This window comes from Kaistia sp. MMO-174 (assembly GCF_037147815.1).
GTDB lineage: Bacteria > Pseudomonadota > Alphaproteobacteria > Rhizobiales > Kaistiaceae > Kaistia > Kaistia nematophila.
Window position 1 is genome coordinate 261745 of sequence record NZ_JBBCUO010000002.1, and the last position, 25001, is coordinate 286745.

Here is a 25001-nt window from a genome sequence, read left to right on the forward strand (position 1 = left end):
GGTTAGGCACGGCGTGGCGGGGCGTCGTCGTCTGCTGTCGACCCCGGCGTGGGAGGTGGCCGCAGGCGTATCCTATTCGCCGATCGGGTGTTTCCGGAGCGAGCCGAGATCCTGCATCCATAGGCCGCCATCGTCGACATGGGCAGGGTGGTAGAGGCGGTTGCGCGGGATCGTCTCGAAGGCGGCGTCCCGTTCCTCGGCCAGGTAGTCATAGCCGATCGGCTGGTCGGCGCGGTTCGGATCGAGGAAATTATAGAGGTCGCGCCGCGCCAGACGGCGTGCGGGGGCAATCATCTTGAGATGATACAGGTCAAGGTCGCAATGCCTTGTCTGGAAGCCGCCGTCCCTGGGAAACCAGAGGTCGTGCAGCCCCGTGTCCGTGCGCTCGGCCGGGTCGAACATCGTGAACAGGCAATAGCGGATCTTCTTCCCCCAGATGCCGTCGATGCGATAGGTCGTCGGCGTGTACATTTCCCGGAAGCGAAAACCCCAGGCGACGCGACCGGACTCGGCCATCAGTCGTCTGATCCGGGAGCGCACGCCGGCTTCGAAGCGCTCGTCCGGGTCAACGGCGAGGATCCAGTCCGCGCCGGCCTTTCGTGCCTCCTGAAGCAGGATGCGGCGACGGCCCGCCTCGGAACTGAACACGCCCGTGGCGGCGCGATCGTCGAACGCCACCCAGCCATCGACGATCGGCTCGATATTGGCGAGCAGGTCCGGCACGAGGTGCGCGTCGAAGCGGTAGCTGAAGACGGCGAACACCTGCGGACGACGGCGCCGCAGGGTGAGCCAGGGACGGCGCGGCGGCTGCGTCAGTCGCTTAAGGGTTATCATGCAGGGATTCCCGGCAATCGGTGGCGCGCCCTGTGCCGAGGTCGGAGGGCAGGAGACCCGAAAGCAGGGCCCCGGTGGCCCTGGCCAGGAGCGCCGCTCTGAGGATCGGCATGGCTTCAAGCACGGTCGCGAGTTCGTCTGCCTCGAGCCCCTGGCGCGCGAATTCGAGCGCAAGCGACGGCTGACGCAGGATTTCTTTCGCGATCTTGATCCGGCGGGCTCCGAAGACCTGCTGGCGCTCCTTGCCGTAGCGGACGCCGCGGCAGAACTGGTCGCGCAGGAGGGACAGAAGGCGCGTCTCGTTCAGATGCTCGGTCTGGATGCGCCCATCCCACACGGGCCTTAGGGGCGCGGGCAACCGTTCAAGGAACTCGGTGTCTTCGCCGCTTCTCAGGGTTTCGTCGAACAGGCCGAACTCGTCGAACAGCGAGCGCTCATAAGAAGCGCCGAACCGGATCGTCTTCTCGGCTGGCAGCCGAGGCAGCCGGCGCATGAACATGCCGAGATGGGCGGCGCTGGCGACCCGGCTTTGCGGGGCGCTGTTGACGATGGCGCTGGCCACCGTCCGCGCGCCGGCCCCATGCGCCGCGAGCCGGTGCTGGATCCAGCCGGGACGGGCCCGGCAGTCGGCCGCGAGGAACGCCACGTAGCGCGCGCTGGTTTCGGCTATGCCCCGGTTGCGGGCGCCACCGGCGAACAGGCGCTCCCGATAGTCGAGGCACGGAACCTCGATGCCTTCGGCGCGCAGCACGTTGCGGACGGAGCCGCCACCGGAATTCACGACGACGATCCCCGTGGGCTCGCCCTGTTCCAGCAGCGATCTGACAGCCCCGATCACGTTCGACTGCGCCCTGTAGCTGAGCACGATCGTCGCGATGTCATTCGCCTTCAAGGATATCTCCCCGGATTGTCCCGGGAGCTGGCGCCTGCGCCCACCCTTCCTCGCCACTGCCCCCGCCGTCCATATCCATTCCAGGATGGCACCGGCCGAGCATAGCAGCCGGGGCCGGCCGGAATGGAGTGACCAACGTCACACCCGCGCAGCGCGGGCGCGGAACCCGGCGGCAGGGCTGAACTAGACCCGGCGTTGGCGATCAGGCCAGCTTGATCGGCGTCCGTCGCTGCGGACGCCGGGGGGCATCGGACCCTCGTGCTCCATGTCGACTTCAAAGGCCGAGGAGCGTGTGCACGGCGGCTGCATCGACGTGCCGGCCATAGTCGGCGAGCTGGAAGCTCTCGGCATGGGCTACCCTTGAGCCGTGCTCCGGACCGTACTTGGCCAGGATTTCCTCTCTCATCACGTCGGCCGACATGAATTCATGCCAGTGCGTCAGGATGAATTCGCGCCGCACGGCCCAATCCTCGCTCGCCGGGACCTTGTCGCTAAAATCACGTTCGAAGGGCGCGAACTCGAAGAACTGGGTGGCGTGCTCGGCGCAGGCTCTTAGCTTGCGCTCGATGCTGGCGTCCACGTCCACCACCACTTCGTGCTGGTGGGTGGCGAACGCGCCATAATCCGTCATCTTCAGGCAGACTGGCGCGACCGCGAGCGGCGGGTAGGCCGGCACGACATTGCCATTGGTGAAGAAGCCCGAGGCGTCGCGAACCGCCCGTCCTGCCATGCGATTATCGATATGGCCGGGCTGCTCGTCATGAAACGTGATCACGAGATCCGCCTGCCAGCGACGCACCGAGGCAATGATCGCCGTCCGCACCGCGATGTCGGCCATCAACTCGCCGTCATGGATGTCGAGGATCTCGTAGTCGAGCACGCCGAGATGGCGGGCGGCGGCATAGGCTTCGCGCGCACGGCGCCGCTTCAGGGGCTTGCGCGCCATTTCATAGTGGCCGGCGTCGCCATTGGTCAGCGACAGGAACTTGATCGCCGCCCCCTTGTCCGCCAGTCGCGCGCAGGTCCCGCCGGCATAGAGCTCCGCCTCGTCGGGATGGGCTTTCACTACGATGACCTTCAGCGGATATGTCATGGGGGCGCTTTTCCTTGCGACGACCTCGGCGCAGGCGCGCCATGGATGGGGTGAGGGGGAGGGCTCTCAGGGCTGGCCGCGCGCGGCGCTGCCGCCGGCAAACAGCCGCTCGCGGGCATGGTCGAGCGCCAGCTCGATGGCCCCGGCCCTGACCGCATTGGAACCCACGGCCGAGGGGGCGATCTGCGGCATTGCGATCGGCAGTCTCGCCAGGACCTGGGCCACGCCGCGCGAAAGTCGACGGCCAGCCGCGTGGCCGATCGCTCCGCCCAGCACCACCATCTCGGGATCGAGAATGCCGATCGCGCCGGTGAGCCCGGCCGCGACCCGGTAGGAAAGGTCCGCGAAGAAGGCCGCATGACCGTCGCCGCCGGCAGCCCGCGCGATGGCGGCGGCGGCATCCTCGCCGTCGAGTCCATGCTCGGCAGCGAGCGCTGCGACGGAGGCCGGGCTTAGAAGGTCCTCGAGCAGCGCCATGCGTACGGTCTCGCCCGGCGCGGCGAGCCGATCGGGAACCATCGTCCCGCCCAGTTCGCCGGCCATGCCGGTGTAGCCGCGCAGCAGCTTGCCGCCGATGACGGCGCCGGCGCCGACGCCGTCGCCGATCCAGAACAGGATGAAGGACTGCACGCCCTCGGCCGCGCCGGCCGACATCTCTTCAAGCGCGACCAGATTGACGTCGTTCTCGATGATCACGCGGCGGTGGCCGACGACGCTTTCAAGCGCCTCGGGAATATGAAAGCCTTCCCAGTTCGGCAATTGCTGGCCGCGACGCAGATTGCCGCTCTCGGTATCGACGATGCCGGGCAGGCCGACGACCAGCTGATCGATGTCGCGCGCAGCAATTCCGGCTTGGCGGGCAACGTCGTCGATGACGTCGACCAGACGCTCCCGCGCGTCGTAGCGCTCGCCCGGCTTGCCGTGCCGATTCACCGTGGCGATCGTCTGCCCGGCGATGTCGGCGATGGCTGCGTGGATGCCATGCACGGAGACGTCGATGCCGCCGACGAAGGCCGAGGCCGGCTCGATGCACCAGAGCCCCGCCTTCGGCCCGAAGCTGCCGGCCTTCTCGCCGTCGCGCCGGATCAGCTCGGCCGCCTCCAGGCGTCGCAGAAGCTCCGACATGGCCGGTTTGGACAGGCCCGTGAAGGCTTCCAGCTCCATGCGCGTCAGCGGCCCCTCCGAGAGGAGGCGCTTCAGGACCGCGCGTTCGTTGAGATTTCGCAGCAACCGTGGGCTGCCGGAGAGTGCCTGCATTTCCATCCAACTACTGTCTGGTAACTTTCTTTACAGTCTGTTACGAGTAATTCGCTCGGCCTGTCAAGCGTACCAGATCTGATGGGCCCCTCGGCCTCAAAAACGAGCTGCGCCTTGGAGACCCGGCCTCGCGATGGGCGCATTGCGCGGAAGCCGGCGGCCATATCGTATACAGTTTATTTGAATTCTCGTACGCGAAGACTTTATTTTTAGTACCCAATTGACAGTTGGATCGTACACGTTAGCGTTATCGAAGAAATACAGGCCGGGCGGAAACGCTCCGGACCAACTCAGCCCCGGAATGGGGCCAATGAAAAAACAGGCAGACTTCCTTCCAGATCAGGAGACAGAAATGATGGCTTGGAGATCAGCCGCGCTGGCGGCGCTATTGGCGGGCGTGTTCATCGCCCCTGCCGAGGCGGGAACCCTGCGATGGGCGCCGCAGCGCGACATCGTCTCGATGGACCCGTACTCGTTCGGTGACACCTTCACGCTGTCGGTGCTCAACCACGTCTACGAGGGCCTGGTGCGCTATGACAGCAAGCTGCAGATCGAGCCGGCATTGGCCGAGAGCTGGGAAGTCGTCAATCCGACGACCTGGCGTTTTCACCTGCGCAAGGGCGTCAAATACCATGACGGCGCCGATTTTACCGCCGACGACGTGCTCGCCTCGCTGAAGCGCGTCAGCGACCCGAACTCGCCCCTGCGCGGCAACCTGCCTTCCTATGTCTCATCGAGCAAGGTCGACGACTACACGGTCGACATCGTCGTCACCGAGAACTACCCGCTGCTGCTGAATGACCTGACCAACATCCACATCTTCGATCAGGGCTGGTTGGTCACGAACAAGGCGGAAGCTCCGACCGACGTCGCCAAGGGCGTCGAGGGTTACGCCACCAGCCATGCAAACGGCACGGGTCCGTTCAAGTTCGTCTCGCGCAAGCCCGACGCCGAGACCGTGTTCGAGGTCAATCCGGACTGGTGGGACAAGCGCCAGCACAATGTCGACCGCATCGTCATGACGCCGATCACCTCGGCGGCGACGCGCGTCGCGGCGCTGATCTCGGGCGAGATCGACTTCACCAACCAGGCGCCGCTGCAAGACATACCCCGCCTTGAAGCGTCTCCCGACCTCAAGGTTCTGTCGAACAGCGAGCTGCGCACGATCTTCTTCGTGATGAACCAGACGCCCAAGGCGTTCGAATCCGACGTGACGGACAAGAACCCGCTGCAGGACATCAAGGTCCGCCAGGCGCTCTATCACGCGATCGACGCCGATGCGATCCAGAAGGTCGTGATGGCGGGCCTCTCCCGCACCACCGGTTCTCTCGTCTCGCCCTCCATCCCGGGCTATGTGCCCGAGCTCGACAAACGTCTCAGCTACGATCCGGAACTCGCCAAGAAGCTGCTGGCCGAGGCCGGCTATCCCGACGGCTTCTCATTCTCGTTCCTCTGCCGCAATACCGAGTTCGTCAACGAGGAACAGATCTGCCAGGCGGTCTCCGCGATGTGGGCCCGTGTCGGCCTGCGTCCGAACCTCAATCTCGGCCCGACCACCATCCAGGACGCCAAGTTCGACGCCGGCCAGTTCGATGTCGGCACGCTGGGCTGGGCCAATGAGCCGATGATCGACAGCTACTCGATCCTTGTTCAGGTCGTTCACTCCAAGACGGGCAATGCCGGTGTGTTCAACTGGGGCGGCTGGAAGGATGCGGAGATCGACGCGCTGATCGACAAGGCCGGCGCCACCGTGGATCGCGACGAACGCCTCGCCCTGCAGGCCAAGGCACTGTTGCGCGCCAACGAGCTGTCGATGTTCATTCCGGTTCACCAGCAGCCGATGGCCTGGGCGACCGGCGCCAACATCGAGAGCGTCCTGCAGCTCTCCGACAACAAGCCCCGCCACTGGCTGACCCGCATGACGGAGTAGCCTGCGCCGCGTCCCCTCGGGACCGCCGCGTCTGGCGCGGCGGTCCATCCTGATTGCGGTCGAAGTTCTGCTCCGCTGGAGACACGCCGTTGCTGCTGCTCATCATCAAGCGCATGGTCAATGCCATCTTCGTCATCCTGGCGGTGGCGCTGCTCGCCTTCACCATCTTCAAGTTCCTCGGCGATCCGGTCCAGCTCATGCTGAACCCGCAGGCGACCCAGGAAGAGCGCGACATGCTCACCGAGCGGCTGGGCCTCAACGACCCGGTCCCGGTCCAGTTCGCGAAATTCGTCTTCAACGCAGCGCGCGGCGAATTCGGCATGAGCTACCGCAACCAGATGCCCGTCATGGAGGTGATCGCCGAGCGCTTCCCCGCCACCTTCGAGCTGGTGCTGGTATCCTCGATCATGGCGCTCCTGATCGGCCTGCCGCTCGGCGTCTTCGCGGCCATCCGCGGCGGCACGGTCATGGCCCGAATCTGCCACCTGATCTCGATGATCGGCGTCTCGGTGCCTGCCTTCGTCATCGGCATCATGCTGATCCTCGTCTTCTCGATCGAACTCAAGTGGCTGCCGGCCTTCGGACGCGGCAAGGTGGTCGATCTCGGCTTCTGGACGACGGGATTCCTGACCCCAAGCGGCCGGGCGGCGCTGGTCATGCCGGCCATCTCGCTGGCCCTGTTCCAGATCTCCTTCATCATGCGGCTGGTCACAGCCGAGATGCTCGAGGTGCTGCGCACCGATTTCATCCGCTTCGCCAAGGCGCGCGGCCTCAAGGCCCGCGCGATCTACTTCCGGCACGGGCTGCGGAACTGCCTGATGCCGGTAGTGACCATGACCGGCATGCTGATCGGAGACCTGATCGCCTTCACGCTCGTCACCGAGATCGTCTTCCAGTGGCCGGGCATGGGCTTCCTGTTCGTGCAGTCCGTCCAGTACGTCGATATCCCGGTCATGGCGGCCTACCTCATGATCGTCTGCTTCATCTTCATCACCATCAATCTGATCGTCGATCTGATCTATGTCGTGGTCGACCCGCGCGTCGATCAGCTCGTGCGCGGAGGCGGTCATGGCCACTGAACTCTCGCCGGCCCGGTCGCGCCTCGCCGCGCGCCTCGCGACCTTCCTGGACAGCGATCTGGTCTGGAGCTTCCGCCACAGCCCGATGGCGATGCTCTCGGCCGCGCTGCTGGCGATCGTCGCCTTCACCTCGCTCTTCGCGGCGTGGCTGATGCCGCAGAACCCCTTCGACATCACCCAGCTTTATCTCGACAAGGCGAACCTGCCGCCGATCTGGGTCGATGGCGGCCAGATGCCCTATCTGCTCGGAACCGACATGCAGGGTCGTGATATCCTGTCGGCCATCGTCTACGGATCGCGCATCTCGCTCGTCATCGGGGTTGCGAGCGTGGCGCTGTCGATGACGATCGGCGTATTCGTCGGGTTGCTGGCCGGCTATGTCGGTGGCGCGCTCGACAATTTCCTGATGCGCATAGCCGATGCGGTCATGTCGATCCCCACGCTCCTGGTCGCGATTCTGATCAGTGCGCTGTTTCGCGGCCTTCTGCCGGTCGCCTATCGCGATGCGGCGGCGCCGCTGATCCTCGTCGTCGCCCTCGCGCTCACCAGCTGGGTCGTCTATGCGCGCATGATCCGCGCCGCCACCATGGTCGAGGCCGGCAAGGAATACGTGCTCGCCGCGCGCATCATCAAGGTTCCGCGCCGCCGTATCATCCTGCGCCACATCCTGCCGAACGTTCTGACCGCGGCGCTCGTCACCGCGACGCTCAATCTGGGGCTCGCCATCCTGGCGGAGGCGACGCTCTCTTTCCTCGGCGTTGGCATGCCCAGCGCCCAGCCTTCGCTCGGCACGCTGATCCGCATCGGCAACCAGTTCTTCTTCTCGGGCACCTGGTGGATCGTCCTGTTCCCCGCGCTCCAGCTCACCCTGATCATCCTGGCCGTGAACCTGCTCGGCGACTGGCTGCGCGACGCGCTCAACCCCAAACTGAAATAGGCACCACCATGACCGATCTCGTCATCCGCAACGTCCGTCCGCTGGGCAAGGCGGCTACCGACATCGCCGTCGCCGGGGGCCGCATCGCGGCAATGGGGACGAACCTGCCGGCGAACGGCGCTCTCGTCGAGGACGGCGGCGGCGCGCTGCTGCTGCCCGGGCTGATCGAGGCGCATACCCACCTCGACAAGACCTTGCTGGGCATGGACTGGGTCGAGAACGTCGTCGCCTCGGATATCCGTTCCAAGATCGACAATGAGCGCGAGATGAAGGGCGTGCTCGGTCTCGACCCGGCGCTGCAATCGGCGCGGCAGGTGGTGATGTCGATCGCGCGCGGCACCACCGCCATCCGCAGCCATGTCGACATCGACACCACCTATGGCCTCGCTGGCCTCGAGGACGTCGCCGCCACGCGCGAGCGCTATGCCGACGTGATCGACCTGCAGATCGTCGCCTTCCCGCAGTCCGGCATGATGATCCGCAAGGGAACGGTGGAACTGATGGACGAGGCGCTCAGGCAGGGCGCCGACATCGTTGGCGGGCTCGATCCCTGCGCCATCGATTTCGATCCGAAAGGTCATCTCGACGTGGTGTTCGATCTCGCCGTCAGGCATGGCAAGCCGATCGACATCCACCTGCACGAGCCGGGCGAGCTCGGCCTCTTCACTTTCGGCATGATCCTGGAGCGGACCCGCGCCCACGGGCTCGCTGGCAAGGTCACCGTCAGTCACGCCTTCTCGCTCGGCATGAACGACTATCTGCGCGTCGGCAGACTGCTGGACGAGATCGCCGGAGCAGGCGTCATGCTGATGTCGACCGGCCCGGCCGGCGTCTCCGTGCCGCCGCTGATCCGCGCCCTCGATGCGGGCATCGCCTTCTGCTCCGGCACGGACGGCATGCGCGACCTCTGGAACCCCTATGGCAATGCCGACATGCTGCAGCGCGCGCAGATCCTCGCCGACCGCAACAATCTGAGCCGCGACACCGAGGTGGAGCGGGCGCTCGATGTCTGCACCTTCGGCGGCGCCGCCGTCATGGGCCTGCCCGACTACGGCCTCGAAGTCGGCGACTTCGCCGATCTCGTTCTGGTCGAGGGTCGCACGCTGACCGAAGCCGTCGTCACCCTGCCGCAGCGCAAGCTCGTGGTGAAGCGCGGCCGGGTCGTGGCGCGCGACGGCGAAGCCCTGGTCGAGGCGGCATGATGCACCAGCCGCTCGCCCGCTCCGCCCTGCCCGAAAGGCTCGAGGCCCCGCTGCTCACGGTGCGCGGGCTCAGCGTCGAATTCGTCACCCGGCGCGGCCGCGCCCGCGCGCTGGACCGCGTCAGCTTCGACATGGCGCCGGGCGAGATCCTGGGACTGGTCGGCGAATCCGGCGCTGGTAAATCGCTCTCCGGCAACGCCATCATCGGGCTCATCGATCCGCCCGGCCAGGTCGTCGAGGGCGAGATCACCTTCGACGGCAAGCGCATCGACGCCCTGCCGGCCAACCAGATGCGCAAGCTGCGCGGCCGGACGATCGCGGCCATCTTCCAGGACCCGCTGACTTCGCTTGATCCGCTGATGCGGATCGGCGACCAGCTGACCGAAACCATCCTCACCCATCTCCCGATGTCGCGCGCGGCAGCCCGCGCCCGCGCGCTCGACCTCCTGAAGGCGGTCGGCATCCCCGCGCCGGATGTCCGCATCGATCACTATCCGCACCAGTTCTCCGGCGGCATGCGGCAGCGCGTGGTGATCGCGCTGGCGCTTTGTGCGGATCCGAAGCTGATCATCGCCGATGAGCCGACGACGGCGCTCGACGTCTCGATCCAGGCGCAGATCACCGCGCTGCTGAAGAAGATGTGCCGCGAGCACGGCACCGCCATCCTGCTCGTCACCCACGATATGGGCGTCATCGCCGATACCGCAGACCGCGTCGCGGTGATGTATGCCGGGCGGCTGGTCGAGATCGGGCCGATCCAGGACGTGCTGGGCTCGCCCCGGCATGTCTATACGGCCGGCCTGATCGGCTCGATCCCGAGCCTCAACCGCCGGCGCGAGCGGCTCGTGCAGATCGACGGCTCCATGCCCCGGCCGGGCGCCGTGCCGTCCGGCTGTGCGTTCGCCCCGCGCTGCCCGAAGCGGATCGCCAAGTGCGATGAACGGCCGGAACTCAGGTCGTTCGGCGAAAGCCAGGTCGCCTGTTGGCGCGCGGAAGAGAGCCATTCCTATGCCTGATCCCTCGGCCCTCGAAGTCCAGGACCTCACCCGCTGGTTCGATGTCTCGGCCCCGTGGCTGACGCGCGTGCTGGAACGCAAGCCGAAGCGCATCCTCAAGGCCGTCGACGGCGTGAGCTTCAGCGTGTCTCGCGGCAGCACCTTCGCCATCGTGGGCGAGAGCGGCTGCGGCAAGTCGACGATCGCACGTCTCGCGGTCGGGCTTCATCATCCGACGCGCGGCGAGATGAACTTCGCCCATGGCGCCGGCCGGGACGGCCGGATGCGCGTGCAGATGATCTTCCAGGATCCCTATGCCTGCCTGAACCCGCGCTGGCGGGTGAAGGACATCATCGCCGAGCCGATCCGCGAACTCGGTCTGCGTCGCGGCGCGGCCGCCGTCGACGCGCGCGTGTCGGAACTGCTGGGCCTCGTCGGCCTGGCGCAGGGCGATGGCGAGAAATATCCGCACGCCTTCTCGGGCGGCCAGCGTCAGCGCATCTCGATCGCCCGCGCGCTCGCGACCGAGCCGGAGTTCCTCGTCTGCGACGAGCCGACCTCCGCGCTCGACGTGTCCGTGCAGGCGCAGATCCTCAACCTGATGATGGACCTGCAGCGCGAGTTCGGTCTCACCTATCTGCTGATCAGCCACAACCTCGCCGTCGTGCGGCATGCCTCCGATCAGATCGCGGTCATGTATCTCGGCCGCATCGTCGAGCAGGCGCCGACCGAGATGCTGTTCCGCAATCCACGCCACCCCTACACGCGCCTCCTGATCGACACGATTCCAGACCTCGAGGCGCCCAATCGTGCCCGCCAGCCCCTGGCCGGGGAGGTGCCCAGTCCGATCGATCCGCCGCCAGGCTGCACCTTCCATCCCCGCTGCCCCCATGCGCGGGACCTATGCCGGCAGGTGTCTCCACCGATGGTCCGTGACGAGGACGGTCGCGACATCGCTTGCCATTTCCCGCTCGCTGTCGCCCGCCTTTCCACCACCCCCGGCATCGCCGCCGTATCCGCGGACTGAAAGGACTGTCGAATGGACCATCGGGCGCGTACGCTGCTCCAGGCCAAATGGATCGTCGGCCACGCCGACGGCAAGCACACGCTGGTGCACCGCGGCGAAATAGTCTTCGAGGACGGTCAGGTGATCTTCGTCGGCCATGGTTTTCCCGGCGAGGTCGCGCGGCGGATCGACTACGGCAATGCACTGATCAGCCCGGGCTTCATCGATCTCGACGCCCTTTCCGACCTCGACACCACCGTCTTCTCCTATGACAACCATCCCGACTGGCAGAAGGGCCGCACCTGGCCGCAGAGCTACATGGATCGCGGGCCATACGAGATGTACAGCCCGGACGAGCTCGCCTTCCAGAAGCGCCACGCCTTCTCGCGCCTGATCCGCAACGGCATCACCACCGCCATGCCGATCGCCTCGCTCTACTACCGGGAATGGGGCGAGACCTATGCGGAGTTCGCGGACGCGGCCCACGCCGCCGAGGACCTCGGCCTCCGCATCTATCTCGGCCCGGCCTATCGCACCGGCAATCCCGTCGTCGACGACGACGGCGCCATCAGCCTTTATTTCGACGAGCCGCGCGGCCTCGCCGGTCTCGCCGACGCCATCCGCTTCTGCCGCGATTTCGAGGGCAGGGCAGGGGGACGCATCCGCACCATGCTCGCCCCCGACCGCATCGAGACCTGCACGGCGGAACTGCTGCGCCAGACGGCCGCTGCCGGGCGCGATCTTGGCGTGCCGGTACGGCTGCACTGCAATCAGGGTCGGTTCGAGCGTGACACGGTCCGCCGCCTGCACGGCAAGACCGCGGTCGAATGGCTCGACAGCCTCGGCTTCCTGACGCCGAACACGCTGCTGCCGCATGGCACCTATGTCAGCCCGTCCCGCAATATGGATGAGCCTGGTAACGATCTGTTAACCCTGCTGGAGCGCGGCGCGGTGGTCGTCCATTGCCCGCTGGTCGCCGCCCGGCATGGCGATGCGCTGGCGAGCTTTGCCAGCCACAAGGCGATGGGATTGCGCATGGCGCTCGGCACCGACACGGCGCCGCCGGACATGATCCTCAACATGCAGGTCGGCATGATGATCTCGCGGGTACTCGACCGTACGATCTCCAACCTCCGCTCCGAGGACTATTTCGACGCGGCGACGCTCGGCGGCGCCGATGCGCTGGGACGACCGGATCTTGGTCGCCTCGCTCCCGGCGCTCGGGCCGACATCACCGTGTTCGATCTCGGCAATGCGGATCTGGGCCAGGTCATCGACCCGATCCAGACGTTGATGCTGACCGGCAGCGGCCGCGACGTGCGCAGCGTTTTCGTCGACGGCCGGGCCGTGATGGAAGACCGCGCCATTCCCGGCGTCGACTTCACCGCCGACAGCGCCCGCGCGCAAGCCCAGTTCGAGGGCCTGATGGCGAAGTACCCGGAACGGACCATCGGCCATCCGCCTGTGCGCGAGATCTTTTCCTCTGCCTACCCGATCGTTGAGGCGCCGAATTCCTGAGCCGGTCCGGCCACGGATCGATCGCGTTGGGCAGGGCTGCGGCGACCGGATTGGCGCGGATGGGATCCGATACCTCGGTGACTGCCTATTCAAGCGGCATTTCGATCGATTTTTGTATACTAAGAAGGCTATATCTTGTACGCGTGGAATGATGTTCCGAGGACAAGAGGTCTTCCCATGGCGCGCCCGTCTCCGCGTATCGAAGTTGCCCATGAGGCGCTCCGGCAGGCGATCATCGAACAGGCCCTGAAGCCTGGCACCAAGCTGCCGGAGGACGTGATCGGCGAGCAGTTCGCCATGAGCCGCACGCTGGTCCGCGCCGTGCTGGCCAAGCTTGAGGCAGAGGGCCTCGTCGACGCTCATCCGAAGCGCACAGCCACGGTCGCGCAGCCGACCCTCGCCGAGGCGCGCGACGTCTTCGGCGTGCGGCGCGCGCTGGAGGCGGAGGCCGTCCGTCTGGTGGCGAAGCGCTGGCAACCGGCTTTCGCCAGCGAACTCGAGGGCCTGTTGCGCCAGGAAGACGAAGCCCGATCCCGTCAGGACGAGCGCGTCTCGATCCATCTGGCAGGCGAGTTTCACCTGCGGCTGGCCCATCTGAGCGGCAACGCCCTGCTGGAGCGCTATCTGCGCGAGTTGATCACGCGCTGTTCGCTGATTCTGGCTGTCTTCGGCCGGCCGCACTCGTCCGATTGCGCCATCGAGGAGCATTCGGCGCTGATCGCGGCGCTGAGCGCCGGCAAGGCCGAGGAGGCGGTCGCCATCATGAACACGCATATCGGCGCCGTCGAGCGGCGCGCCCTGCTCGGCGGCGACGACGAGAAGCCGGCTGCGCTCGGCGATGTGCTGTCGCACTACGCCGCGGCCGTCACCGCCCGCCAGGCACCCAAGCCCACCGCCAAGCCCAGCAAGACGGCGAGTTCCAAATGAACGCCCGCGCCCAGAGCCACCTGCATTTCGACTTTGCCGAGCTGACCGAGCGCCAGCGCTACAAGCTGCTGATCGGCACGGTCATCCCTCGTCCGATCGCCTTCGTCAGCACCGTCGACCGAAACGGCCGCCGAAACGCCGGACCGTTCAGCTTCTTCAACGTGCTGACGCATGATCCCGCCATCGTCGCCATCGGCGTCGAGAACTATGACGACATGCGCTTCAAGGACACGGCGCGAAACATTCTCGAGACGGGCGAATTCACCGTCCACATCGTCGACGAAGCGCTGGTCAAGCAGATGGAGATCTGTGCGATCAAGTTCGGCCCCGAGGTCGACGAAATCGCCGAGGCCGGCCTGACCACCGTGCCAGGGCTGAACGTCCGCAGCCCGCGCATCCTCGAGGCGCCGGCGGCGCTCGAATGCAAGCGCTACATGACGCTGGAGCTCGGGCACGCACGCGAGATCATCCTGGGCGAGGTGCTCGGCGTTTTCGTCCGCGAGGACGCCGTCGATCGCGAGAGCCTGCACGTCGACCAGATCAAGATGGACGCCATAGGCCGGATGGGCGGGCACACCTATGCCTCGACCCGGGCGCAGTTCGACATCAAGACCCAATCCGTCGCCGAATGGCAGAACGGCAGAAAATAGCTCGATCCCGCTCATGCAAGGTTCTTCTTCGCTCCGCCTCGCCGACTGAGGCGCCACCGGCTGCGACATCGCGGAGCGTTGGAAGGCGAGGGGTGAACTCGACCCGGCCTCGCGTCGCCTTATATCGCTAAGGGTTACCGGCAATCGCCGCGCTACGCCTGCCGGCCGACTTCGCGAAGGTGGCGAGATGATCAAGCGCATGGTGATCATGCTGGTGCTGACCGGCGTGGTCCTCGGCGGCGTCTTCGGCTTCCAGCTGTTCAAGGCGTCGATGATCCAGAAGGTGATGGCGTCGCTCGCCAATCCGCCGCAGACGGTGTCGACGACGGTCGCGACGGCACAGGACTGGCGCTCCACCCTCGAGGCGGTCGGCAGCGTGCGGGCGGTCAACGGCGCCAATCTGAGCGCCGAGGTGCCGGGCATCGTCTCGGCCCTGCATTTCGAATCCGGGGCCGACGTCAAGGCGGGCGACCTGCTGCTGGAGCTGGAGGCTTCCGACGACATCGCCCACCTGAACGCGCTGAAGGCGACCGCCGACCTGCAGCGCATCGTCTTCGAGCGCGACAGCCGCCTCCTGAAGAACCAGGCGATCGCGCAGCAGCAGGTCGATACCGACAAGTCCAACCTGTTGAGCGCCGAGTCGCTCGCCGACCAGCAGCAGGCGCTGGTCGACTACAAGTCGGTCAAGGCGCCGTTCTCCGGCCGGCTCGGCATCCGCCAGGTCGATCTCGGCCAGTATCTCCCGGCCGGGACGCCGATCGTCACGCTGCAGCAGCTCGATCCGATCTATGTCGATTTCTACGTGCCGCAGCAGGCGCTGGCCGCGATCCGCAAGGGCCAGCCCGTCACCGCCAAGGTCGACACCTTCCCCGACCGCAGCTTCAAGGGCGAGGTGTCGTCGATCAACGCGCAGGTCGATACCGCGACGCGGACGGTGCAGATCCGCGCCTCCGTCGAGAACAAGGACTTCCTGCTGCTGCCGGGCATGTTCGCCACCGTCGACATCGAGACGGCGGCGCCGCAGCACTATGTGACGCTGCCGCAGACGGCGATCGCCTATAATTCCTATGGTGACATCGCCTATCTCGTCGATGACAAGGGCAAGGATGCCAACGGCCAGCCGCAGCTCGTGGCCCGGCAGGCCTTCGTCACCACCGGGCCGACGCGCGGCGATCAGGTCGCGATCCTCGACGGCGTCAAGGCGGGCGAGACCGTCGTCACGGCAGGCCAGCTGAAGCTGCGCAACGGCACGCCCGTCCATGTCGACAACACGGTGCAGCCCGCCAATGAAGCCAACCCCAGGCCGGTCGACAAATGATGCCTCGGGCGGGGCGGTTGCCGCCTCCCGGGGCAAGGTGAGCCAGGTGAGCCATGAACTTCACCGATCTCTTCATCCGCCGCCCGGTCCTGGCGATCGTCGTCAGCCTGATGATCCTGGTGCTCGGCCTTCGCGCCATCGGCTCGCTGCCCGTGCTGCAATATCCGCGCACCGAGAACACCGTCGTCACCGTGACGACCACCTATTACGGCGCCGATCCCGACGTCATCGCCGGCTTCATCGCCACGCCGCTGGAGAACGCCATCGCCCAGGCCAATGGCATCGACTACATGAGCTCGACCAGCCAGACCGGCGTCAACGTCATCACCATCTATCTCCGGCTGAACTACGACGCCGACAAGGCGCTGACCGAGATCAACACCAAGGTCGCCTCGGTCCTGAACCAGTTGCCCTCCGGCACCCAGCAGCCGGTCCTGACCGTGAAGGTCGGGCAGACGATCGACGCCATGTATATGGGCTTCGACAGCGACGCGCTGCCGCGCAACAAGATCACCGACTACCTGACCCGCGTCGTCCAGCCAAAGCTGCAGGCGGTGCCCGGCGTGCAGACGGCGGAGATCCTCGGCGGCCAGAATTTCGCGCTCCGCGCCTGGCTCGATCCCGTCAGGCTCGCCGCCTACAACCTGACGGCAACGGACGTCGCCAACGCGTTGCAGCAGAACGATTATATCGCAGGGCTCGGCACCACCAAGGGCCAGATGGTCCAGGTCAACCTGACCGCCTCGACCAGCCTGCACAATGTCCGCGAGTTCTCGGATCTGGTGATCAAATCGGCGAATGGCGCCATCGTCCGGCTGAAGGACGTCGCCAATGTCTCGCTCGGCGCCGACGACTATGAATCGCAGGTCGCCTTCGACGGCAAGCAGGCGGTCTATATCGGCATCCAGGTGGCACCGGGCGCCAATCTGCTCAACGTCATCGCCGGCGTGCGGGCGGTGTTCCCGGAGATCCACGACCAGCTTCCGGCCGGCCTGCGCGGCGCCATCGTCTACGACTCGACCGATTTCGTGAACAGCTCGATCCGCGAGGTGATCCTGACGCTGCTGGAGGCGCTGGTGATCGTCACGCTGGTGATCTTCGCCTTCCTCGGCTCGCTGCGCTCGGTGCTGATCCCGACCATCGCCATTCCGCTGTCGCTGATCGGCGCCTTTGCGGTCATGCTGGCCCTCGGCTTCTCGATCAACCTCCTGACGCTGCTGGCGCTGGTGCTGGCCATCGGTCTCGTCGTCGACGATGCCATCATCGTCGTCGAGAACGTCAACCGGCATCTGGATGAGGGCGTGCAGCCGATGCCGGCGGCGATCGCGGCGGCGCGCGAACTGGGCGGGCCGATCCTCGCCATGACCGTGGTGCTCGTCGCGGTCTATGTGCCGATCGGCTTCCAGGGCGGCCTCACCGGCGCGCTGTTCACCGAATTCGCCTTCACGCTGGTCGGCGCGGTGACGATGTCGGCCGTCGTGGCGCTGACGCTGTCGCCGATGATGTGCTCGCGCATCCTGCGGGCGCGCGACCATGACGGGCGCGGCTGGCAGGACCGCTTCGCCGGCCTGATCGACCGCATCTTCAATCGCATCCGCGACCGCTACGAGCGCTGGCTGCGCGGCAGCTTCCGCTACCTGCCGGTCACCGTCACCTTCGCGCTGATCGTGCTCGGCAGCATCTATTTCCTCTATTCGACCGCCAAGAGCGAGCTGGCGCCGCAGGAGGACCAGGGCGTCATCATCTCCTCGTCTACGCCGGCCCCGAACGCCACGCTGCAGCAGAAGCTGCTCTATTCGTCCCAGGTCCACGGCATCATGGCCGGCTATCCCGAAACCGCGCATGTGTTCCAGATCGACGCGCCGAGCACTTCGATCGCCGGCATGGTGTTCACGCCCTGGGACCAGCGCACCCGCACCACCAACGATCTGCAGCCGGTGATCCAGCAGCAGCTGAACGGCGTGGCAGGGGTACGCGCGGCCGCCTTCCAACTGCCGCCTTTGCCGGGCAGCCAGGGCCTGCCGATCCAGTTCGTGCTGAGCACGACGGACAGCTTCGAGCGTCTCAACGACGTGGCGCAGGGCTTCCTGCAGGCGGCGCTGAAGAGCGGGCTCTTCATCTTCCTCGACAGCGACCTGAAGATCGACAGCCCGCAATCCGTGGTCCAGATCGACCGCAACAAGACCGCGCAGCTCGGCCTCAACATGAGCCAGGTCGGCGCGGCGCTGGGCGGGATGCTGGGCGGCGGCTACGTCAACTATTTCAGCCTCGCCAACCGTTCCTACAAGGTGATCCCGCAGGTGCAGCAAGCGAGCCGGCTCAACCCGCAGCAATTGATGAACTACTATGTCGGCGTGGTGAACGGCGTGCCGATCCCGCTCTCGACGGTCGCCTCGATCACCACCAAGGTCATCCCGGAATCTATCAACCATTTCCAGCAGCTGAACAGCGCGACGATCCAGGGCGTCGCCGCGCCCGGCGTGGCGCAGGCCGACGCGCTGAAGTTCCTGCAGGATCTCGCCGTCCGCACCCTGCCGCAGGGCTACTCGGTCGATTATGGCGGCCTGTCGCGCCAGTACATCCAGGAATCCTCGGGCTTCCTCGTCACCTTCGGCTTCGCGCTGATCATCATCTACCTGGCGCTGGCGGCCCTGTTCGAGAGTTTCCGCGATCCGGTCATCATCCTGGTGTCGGTGCCGATGTCGATCGCCGGCGCGCTGCTTTTCATCAGCGTCGGCATCGGCGGCGCCAGCCTCAACATCTATACCGAGGTCGGGCTGGTGACGCTGATGGGGCTGATCAGCAAGCACGGCATCCTGATCGTCGAATTCGCCAATGCCGAGCAGATGGCCGGCAAGTCGAAGCGCGAGGCGATCGAGGCGGCCTGCGGCATCCGCCTGCGGCCGATCCTGATGACGACGGCGGCGATGGTGCTGGGCGTCATCCCGCTGATCACGGCGACCGGGGCAGGGGCCGTGTCCCGCTTCAACATGGGACTGGTGATCGCCAGCGGCCTGACGATCGGCACGCTCTTCACGCTGTTCGTCGTGCCGGCCGTCTATCTCCTGATCGCGGCGGAGCATCACAAAGCGTCCGACGAGTCGGAGCCGGCCGGCAAGCCGGAAGCTGCCGGCGCCAAGCCGGCCGAAGCCTGAGGACGGGATCCGCTTCGCGGAGAGGGTGGTGACGGCGTACAAGTTTTCGCGCGCCGGTTTCCGTAGTGGAAGGTGTCGGCTTGCCGCTCGCCGCGCAACCGGCGGTATCAGGGGATTTGTCGCGCCTCGGCAGATCTTGTGCGGCGGCGTGAAATTTATTTTTTCTTGGCGATCGTATACGTTAGGCTTCCGTATCGGTTATCTGTGATCATCGTTTCTTTATATCTCAAGTACCGTAAAACAAATCGGTAAATTTGATGGCGAAATTGCTAAAAGTCTGGTCGATTTGTGGCAAGAAGTTGTCGGATTTGACACAATTGGACTGAGTGTCTACCGTTGTGTTCATCAACTGACACGAGGTGTTATCCAATGATATTCAAATCCGGTGGCATTGCCGCCGCGATCGCCGTTGCGCTTTTGACCGCCACGAGCCATTCCGCGCTTGCCCAGGAAGCCGATACGCAAGCCACTGACGCCGCCAGTTGCGGCACCGACAAGACCATCGATATCGCCGAGATGACCTGGCCCTCCGCGGCCGCCTTGGCCCATATCCACGCCATCATTCTCGAGAAGGGCTTCGGCTGCAGCGTCGAGATCGTCACCGGCGATACCGTTCCGACATCGTCCTCGATGTTGACGCGCGGCAGCCCGGCGATCGCGCCCGAACTCTGGACCAGCACGATCCGGGAGCCCTGGGCGAAGGGCCTGGCCGACGGCAACGTCGTCGAGCTCGCCGACGCCATCACCGACGGCACCGTCGAGGGCTGGTTCATTCCGCGCTACGTGCAGAAGGCGCATCCGGACCTCAAGACCGTCCAGGACGTGATCGCCCATCCGAGCTGTTTAGGGATCCCGAGGACGGCAGCAAGGGCCGGCTCTATTCCTGCCCGCCCGGCTGGGCCTGCGAGATTTCCACCGGCGCGCTGTTCGAGGCGCTCGGCATGAAGGACAAGGGCTGGAACCTGTTCTCGCCCGGTTCCGGCGGCGCGCTCGACGCCTCGATCGCCCGCGCCTTCACGCGGGAAGAGCCGATCCTGTTCTACTACTGGGGCCCGACCGCCATCCTCGGCAAGTATGACGCCGTGCAGCTCGACCTGGGCCCGACCAAGCCCGAAGTCTACGAGTGCAACACCAACCGCGATTGCGACAAGGCGCCTGAAGTGACGGCCTATCCGTCCTCGCCCGCCGTCGTCGGCGCCGCGAGCTGGATCAAGACCGACGCGCCCGGCGTCGCCGGCTATCTCGCCAAGGTCGGCCTGACCAATGCCGAGATCAGCGAGATCCTCGTCTATGGCGACGAGAACAAGGCCGACGCGGCCGCGACCGCGCTCAACTTCCTGAAGACCAAGCAGGACCGCTGGACCAGCTGGGTCCCGGCCGCCGTGGCCGAGAAGGTCAAGGCCAGCCTCAACTGAGGTTGCATCCTGTGGCGAACGGACGGCCGGGCATTCCCGGCCGTTTCCGTTTGGCCGTTTCCTTTCGCCCGGCCGCGCCGCCGGGCAGGGCGGACGCCTGTCGCGTCGCCCCCTGGATTTCCTCGCCCCCCGCGGCGTGAAGAAAGAGACAAATCTTGTTCCCTCAACTGATTGATACGCGGCCCTGGCGCCGCGCGGTCGATGACGGCCTGAACTGGGTCGTCCGCCATTGGGGCGGCACCTTCGAGACCGCCGCCCATCCGCTCCTGATGCTGCTGAAGGCGATCGAGGACCTGCTGGTCGCGACGCCATGGTGGCTGATCATCGTGGCTCTGACCGGCATCGCCTGGCTCGCCACGCGGCGCTGGCAATTGCCGGCCGTCGTGTTCGCGGCGTTGATGTTCCTCGGCATCATGGATCTCTGGAAGGACGCCATGACGACCATGGCGCTGATGATCGCCGCCACGCTGACGGCGATCCTCGTCTCGATCCCGGTCGGCGTCTGGATGTCGCGTTCCCCGCGCACCCGCCAGTTCGTCGCGCCGATCCTCGACCTGATGCAGACGCTGCCGAGCTTCGTCTACCTGATCCCGACGGTGATGATCTTCGGCCCCGGCAAGATCCCGGCGCTGATCGCCACCATCGTCTATGCGGCGCCGCCGCTGGTGCGGCTGACCGATCTCGGCCTCCGCTCGGTCGATCCGGCCGTGCTCGAGGCGAGCCGCGCTTTCGGCACCAATCCGCGCCAGCGCCTCTTCGGCGTACAGATCCCGCTGGCATTGCCGACCATCCTCGCCGGCATCAACCAGACGACGATGATGGCGCTCTCGATGGTGGTGATCGCCTCGATGATCGGCGCCGGCGGCCTCGGCTACCAGGTGCTGCAGGGCATCGGCCGTCTCGAAGTCAGCCGCGGCCTGTTCGCCGGTCTCGGCATCGTCGCGCTCGCCATCATCTTCGACCGGATCACCCAGGCATTCGGCCGCCAGCTTCAGGCCCGGATCGGCATGCAGGAGGCGCGCTAATGTCCGACATCAACGTAAAGCCCGATCTCGCCATCGCCATGCGCGGCGTCACCAAGATCTTCGGCCCCGATCCCGAAGGGGCGCTTGCTCTGCTGCGGGCGGGAAAATCCAAGGCCGAGGTGCAGGCCGAGACCAATCATGTCGTCGGCCTCGACAACGTCTCGCTCGATATCGCCGCCGGGCAGATCTTCGTCGTCATGGGGCTTTCGGGCTCCGGCAAGTCGACCCTGATCCGCCACGTGAACCGGCTGATCGAGCCGACGGCGGGCGAGATCCTCGTGCATGGCGACGACGTGCTGAAGATGAGCCGCGACCAGCTCCGCGCCTATCGCCGCTCGAAGGTGGCGATGGTGTTCCAGAAGTTCGGCCTGCTGCCGCACCGCTCGGTGATCGACAACGTCGCCTATGGCCTCGAAGTGCGCGGCGTCGGCCGCAAGGAGCGGCTGGAGACGGCGGCGAAGTGGATCGAGACGGTCGGCCTCGCCGGCTACGAGGGGTCGCGCACCCGCCAGCTTTCCGGCGGCCAGCAGCAGCGCGTCGGCCTGGCGCGGGCGCTGTCGATGGATTCGGACATCATCCTGATGGACGAGGCGTTCTCGGCGCTCGATCCGCTGATCCGCTCGGGCATGCAGGACCAGCTGATCACGCTGCAGAAATCGCTCAACAAGACGATCCTGTTCATCACCCATGATTTCGACGAGGCGCTGAAGATCGGCGATCGGATCGCCGTGCTGAAGGACGGCGCCGTGCAGCAGGAGGGCAAGCCCGAGGACATCGTGCTGCGGCCGGCCAACGACCACATCGAGGAGTTCGTGCGCGAGGTGAACAAGGCGCGCGCGATTCACGTGCGCTCGATCATGGAGCGCGGCGCGACGGAGCCGTGCGAGCAGTCGGTGTCGATGGATGCGCGCTGCGAGGACGTGCTGCCGCTGTTCGCCGAGCATCTGTGGGTTGGCGTCGTCGACGGCGACGGCAATCAGATCGGCCGCGTCACCGCCAAGCAGGTGATCAAGGCGCTCGCCCGCCACACGCCGGGCGTGGGCTGAGGCGCGGATCGCATCCGGGCGCGAGGGAGAGGGGGCGCGAGCGCCTCTTCTCCCCTCGGCGGCGATGCGAGAGGCGAGGCCAGCAAGGAGGCATCCGCGCCCGACAATCGCGACGGCGGTTGCCTCCGGTGGTGATCGCCGGATTGCAGCCGAGTGCGCAGAATTCAATACGGCCATAGGGATCAGGCTCTTGCGCCTTCCGTGGGGGGCAGGGCAATTCTGTTGGATGCTTGTAAATTCTGTCTTTACAACCAATGGTGATGACGTGCCCGGTGGCCGCATCGAGACGCGCTATGTTTTCAAGAGTGCCAATCTGAACCAGGCTGAGGCCTCGATCGGCCACTGGATCATCTACTACCGACCCACCCGGCGCGCGCGTGCGGCCCTCCCATCCGGGTATTTTGCCATGGCCCAGGTTGAGGGCATCGACCTGGAGCCGTTGCGGCCAGGCTACCGTCTCGCGCGAATGGCGGGCTATCGCGGCTTCGACCGGACGGTGCCGTTCAAGGAAGACGGGCACTACTACGAGGCTGCGCTTCGCAGGGCGGACGCTTCGAGGAATCGCGGGGCCTTCGGTCAGGGTGTTCGCAATCTGCACAAAGACGAGTTCGGGCAGATCGTTGCGGCCGGACTTGTGGCAGTCTCAGCCGATGCATCGTGGCAGTTTCCTGGGTCGGCGGCTCTTCCCCGTCCAGGCCATCTGTACACCGCAGAAGACCCGGCACTCTTCGTGCAGGATGAGCCGCTGCTGTCCGTGCCGCGGGCAATCGAAACGAGGCAGGTTTCGCGCCCGCACCGTGACTGGGCCTTTCCCGTGGTCGTGATGGCGGCCTACGACAACCGGTGTGCGATGACCGGGAGCCGGGTGATGGATCGCTATGGACGATGGGAAGCCGAAGCCGCGCATATCAGGCCTGTGGCCCGAGGCGGGCCGGACCTCGTCTGCAACGGCATTGCGTTTTCGCGCTCTGTGCACTGGATGTTCGACGCGGGACTGCTCTCCATCGCCGACGACTACACGATCCTGGTCGCGAGCCGGCTGAGGCCCGAAGATAGGAGAGGCTGGCCGCCCCTGCACGAAAGCTGGCCGTTCCCGCGCGTCCCGAATGGCGGCCGCATCCGAGCTTTCTGCGGTTTCATCGCGAGCACGTCTTCGAGGGCTGATCGCCCGGTGAAAGCGAGGGGCGCTGGGGCGTCCCTCGACAACCGCCGTGACGGTCTAGGCGCGGGCGCCCATCGACCACAGCACGCCGAACGGATCGCGCAGCTGGCCGTAGCGGTCGCCCCAGAATTGCAGGTCGAGCGGCATCACGACCTCCATGCCGGCGTCGACGGCACGCTGAAACCAGGCATCGATGTCGTCGTCGAGCTGCAGGTGCAGTGTGTAGCCCTGCGGCTTCTCCAGCGGGTGGCCGTATTCCTCATACGGGTCGGCCAGCATGATCGAGCCGCCATTGATGTAGAGGTGGATGTGCATGGTCCGGCCCTTCTCGTCGACGGGAACCCGCATCACCTCCCTGGCCGCCAGCGCGCGCTGGTAGAACTCGGACGCCTTCACGGCGCCGCCGACGCTGAGATAGGGGGCCACGCCGCTCAGCACCTTCGGCATGTTGGCGAAGGCGTTGGTCTCGTCGGTCTTGGTATCCATCATCCGGTCTCCTCTCGATGGGACGCGCGCGGCCCAGGGCCGCCGTCGTGGTCACGACGAGCGGGGAGGGATGGATTCGACAGGGACGAGGAGAGATTTTTCGGGCGCTGGTCGGCGGTGGCGCCGGGGTAGGGATGCAAGACCCTCACCCACCCCTCTCCCGCAAGCGGGCGAGGGCTTTTCGGCCGGCATGGCGGCGAGGGAGGCTGGGCAATTCCGGGCCGCAACGCTGACGGTCTGTCCGCTCTGCGGCGAGACGTGGCGCGGAGAACTCCCTCTCCCGCGTGCGGGAGAGGGCTGGGGTGAGGGGGGCTTGGGCCCGATCAGATGTCCTGGTTCTGCGGCAGGATGACGAGGTCGCGGATCGTGGCGTTCGGCGGGCGGGTCACCATGAAGAGCAGGGCGTCGGCGATGTCCTCCGAGCGCAGGCCCTCATGCGCCTCGGCGCGGCGCTCGATCTCGGCGGGATCGTTGATGCCCCAGAGTTCGTTCAGCACGATTCCCGGCGCCAGCGCGCCGACGCGGACATTGTGCGGCCCGACCTGGCGGCGGACGCCGTGCACGAAGGACTGCACCGCGTGCTTGGTGGCCGAATAGACCGGCTCCCAGTGGATCGCCTGGTGGCCGGAGATCGACGAGGTGACGACGATGTCGCCGGAGCGGCGGGCGATCATGCCCGGCAGCACGGCGCGGACCATGCGGAACACGCCGTTGACGTTGACGCCGATGACGCGGTCCCACTCGTCCGGATCGCCCCCGGCGACGTCGCCGGTGACATAGCTGCCGGCATTGGCGAACAGGATGTCGATCCGGCCGAAATGCGCCTCGGCCTCGGCGACGACCTTTTCGACGTCGGCCGGCCTGGTCAGGTCGGCGGGAACCGCGAGCGCGTCGCCGCCCAGCTCCTTCGCCAGCGCCTCGAGCTTGTCGGCCGAGCGGGCGACCAGCACCAGCTTCGCGCCCTCGGCGGCGAAGCGGCGGGCGGCGGCGCGGCCGATGCCCGAGCTCGCGCCGGTAACGATCATCACCTTGCCGGCAACGGATACGGCCATGGTGTCTCCCCCTTCAGTTCTC

Annotated in this window: 19 protein-coding genes and 2 pseudogenes; 15 read left to right on the top strand and 6 right to left on the bottom strand. The window is 66.2% G+C overall.

The features are described from left to right. Positions 1 to 72: 72 nt before the first annotated feature. The 4 genes from WFK98_RS07195 to WFK98_RS07210 form a co-directional block, all read right to left on the bottom strand. Positions 73 to 834, bottom strand: coding sequence for a hypothetical protein (locus tag WFK98_RS07195; protein ID WP_336799758.1), 762 nt, complete (start codon positions 832 to 834; stop codon positions 73 to 75). Next, entirely contained in the window at positions 821 to 1726 is a 906-nt protein-coding gene (locus tag WFK98_RS07200) for a glycosyltransferase family 2 protein (protein ID WP_266340099.1), read from the bottom strand. Before WFK98_RS07200 ends, WFK98_RS07195 begins: the two co-directional genes overlap by 14 nt. A gap of 274 nt (positions 1727 to 2000) precedes the next feature. Next, positions 2001 to 2819: a PIG-L deacetylase family protein gene (locus WFK98_RS07205; protein ID WP_336799759.1), complete on the bottom strand. Its 819-nt coding sequence runs from the start codon at positions 2817 to 2819 to the stop codon at positions 2001 to 2003. A 66-nt stretch (positions 2820 to 2885) separates the two neighbouring features. Then, positions 2886 to 4082, bottom strand: coding sequence for an ROK family transcriptional regulator (locus WFK98_RS07210; RefSeq protein WP_336799760.1), 1197 nt, complete (start codon positions 4080 to 4082; stop codon positions 2886 to 2888). 346 nt (positions 4083 to 4428) lie between these two features. Between WFK98_RS07210 and WFK98_RS07215 the strand changes: the two genes are divergently transcribed. From WFK98_RS07215 to WFK98_RS27345, 15 genes and pseudogenes are all read left to right on the top strand, one after another. Beyond that, positions 4429 to 6006, top strand: coding sequence for an ABC transporter substrate-binding protein (locus WFK98_RS07215; RefSeq protein ID WP_266340102.1), 1578 nt, complete (start codon positions 4429 to 4431; stop codon positions 6004 to 6006). Between the two features lie 89 nt (positions 6007 to 6095). Continuing rightward, positions 6096 to 7085: an ABC transporter permease gene (locus tag WFK98_RS07220; RefSeq protein WP_336799761.1), complete on the top strand. Its 990-nt coding sequence runs from the start codon at positions 6096 to 6098 to the stop codon at positions 7083 to 7085. Next, a complete protein-coding gene (locus WFK98_RS07225; protein WP_336799762.1) occupies positions 7075 to 8022 on the top strand; it encodes an ABC transporter permease in 948 nt (315 codons plus the stop codon). The genes WFK98_RS07220 and WFK98_RS07225 overlap by 11 nt, the downstream gene beginning before the upstream one ends. An 8-nt stretch (positions 8023 to 8030) precedes the next feature. After that, positions 8031 to 9224 (top strand): amidohydrolase family protein, encoded by a 1194-nt coding sequence (locus tag WFK98_RS07230; protein ID WP_336799763.1) that lies wholly within the window; start codon positions 8031 to 8033, stop codon positions 9222 to 9224. Then, positions 9221 to 10240, top strand: a complete 1020-nt coding sequence (locus tag WFK98_RS07235) for an ABC transporter ATP-binding protein (RefSeq protein WP_336799764.1) — start codon at positions 9221 to 9223, stop codon at positions 10238 to 10240. Before WFK98_RS07230 ends, WFK98_RS07235 begins: the two co-directional genes overlap by 4 nt. Further along, the gene (locus tag WFK98_RS07240; RefSeq protein WP_336799765.1) at positions 10233 to 11246 is read left to right on the top strand and encodes an ABC transporter ATP-binding protein; all 1014 of its coding nucleotides are present in this window, start codon (positions 10233 to 10235) and stop codon (positions 11244 to 11246) included. Before WFK98_RS07235 ends, WFK98_RS07240 begins: the two co-directional genes overlap by 8 nt. Before the next feature lie 12 nt (positions 11247 to 11258). Beyond that, positions 11259 to 12743 (top strand): amidohydrolase family protein, encoded by a 1485-nt coding sequence (locus tag WFK98_RS07245; RefSeq protein WP_336799766.1) that lies wholly within the window; start codon positions 11259 to 11261, stop codon positions 12741 to 12743. Between the two features lie 177 nt (positions 12744 to 12920). Further along, positions 12921 to 13670, top strand: a complete 750-nt coding sequence (locus tag WFK98_RS07250) for a GntR family transcriptional regulator (protein WP_336799767.1) — start codon at positions 12921 to 12923, stop codon at positions 13668 to 13670. Beyond that, positions 13667 to 14320 (top strand): flavin reductase family protein, encoded by a 654-nt coding sequence (locus WFK98_RS07255; RefSeq protein WP_336799768.1) that lies wholly within the window; start codon positions 13667 to 13669, stop codon positions 14318 to 14320. The genes WFK98_RS07250 and WFK98_RS07255 overlap by 4 nt, the downstream gene beginning before the upstream one ends. Before the next feature lie 187 nt (positions 14321 to 14507). Continuing rightward, positions 14508 to 15638, top strand: coding sequence for an efflux RND transporter periplasmic adaptor subunit (locus WFK98_RS07260; protein ID WP_266340111.1), 1131 nt, complete (start codon positions 14508 to 14510; stop codon positions 15636 to 15638). Between the two features lie 53 nt (positions 15639 to 15691). Then, entirely contained in the window at positions 15692 to 18793 is a 3102-nt protein-coding gene (locus tag WFK98_RS07265) for an efflux RND transporter permease subunit (protein ID WP_336799769.1), read from the top strand. A gap of 516 nt (positions 18794 to 19309) precedes the next feature. Beyond that, positions 19310 to 20208: pseudogene (locus WFK98_RS07270) on the top strand (glycine betaine ABC transporter substrate-binding protein). A gap of 155 nt (positions 20209 to 20363) precedes the next feature. After that, positions 20364 to 21233 (top strand): ABC transporter permease, encoded by an 870-nt coding sequence (locus WFK98_RS07275; RefSeq protein ID WP_266340114.1) that lies wholly within the window; start codon positions 20364 to 20366, stop codon positions 21231 to 21233. Further along, a complete protein-coding gene (locus WFK98_RS07280; RefSeq protein WP_336799770.1) occupies positions 21233 to 22279 on the top strand; it encodes a quaternary amine ABC transporter ATP-binding protein in 1047 nt (348 codons plus the stop codon). Before WFK98_RS07275 ends, WFK98_RS07280 begins: the two co-directional genes overlap by 1 nt. 850 nt (positions 22280 to 23129) lie before the next feature. Beyond that, positions 23130 to 23273 (top strand): annotated as a pseudogene (locus WFK98_RS27345) (HNH endonuclease); the annotation flags it as partial. A gap of 225 nt (positions 23274 to 23498) precedes the next feature. Here WFK98_RS27345 and WFK98_RS07285 read toward each other — a convergent pair. Both WFK98_RS07285 and WFK98_RS07290 read right to left on the bottom strand, forming a co-directional pair. After that, a complete protein-coding gene (locus tag WFK98_RS07285; RefSeq protein ID WP_336800310.1) occupies positions 23499 to 23927 on the bottom strand; it encodes a VOC family protein in 429 nt (142 codons plus the stop codon). Positions 23928 to 24250: 323 nt separating this feature from the next. Beyond that, on the bottom strand, positions 24251 to 24979 hold the full coding sequence (locus tag WFK98_RS07290; protein ID WP_336799771.1) for an SDR family oxidoreductase: 729 nt from the start codon (positions 24977 to 24979) through the stop codon (positions 24251 to 24253). Positions 24980 to 25001: the final 22 nt, after the last annotated feature.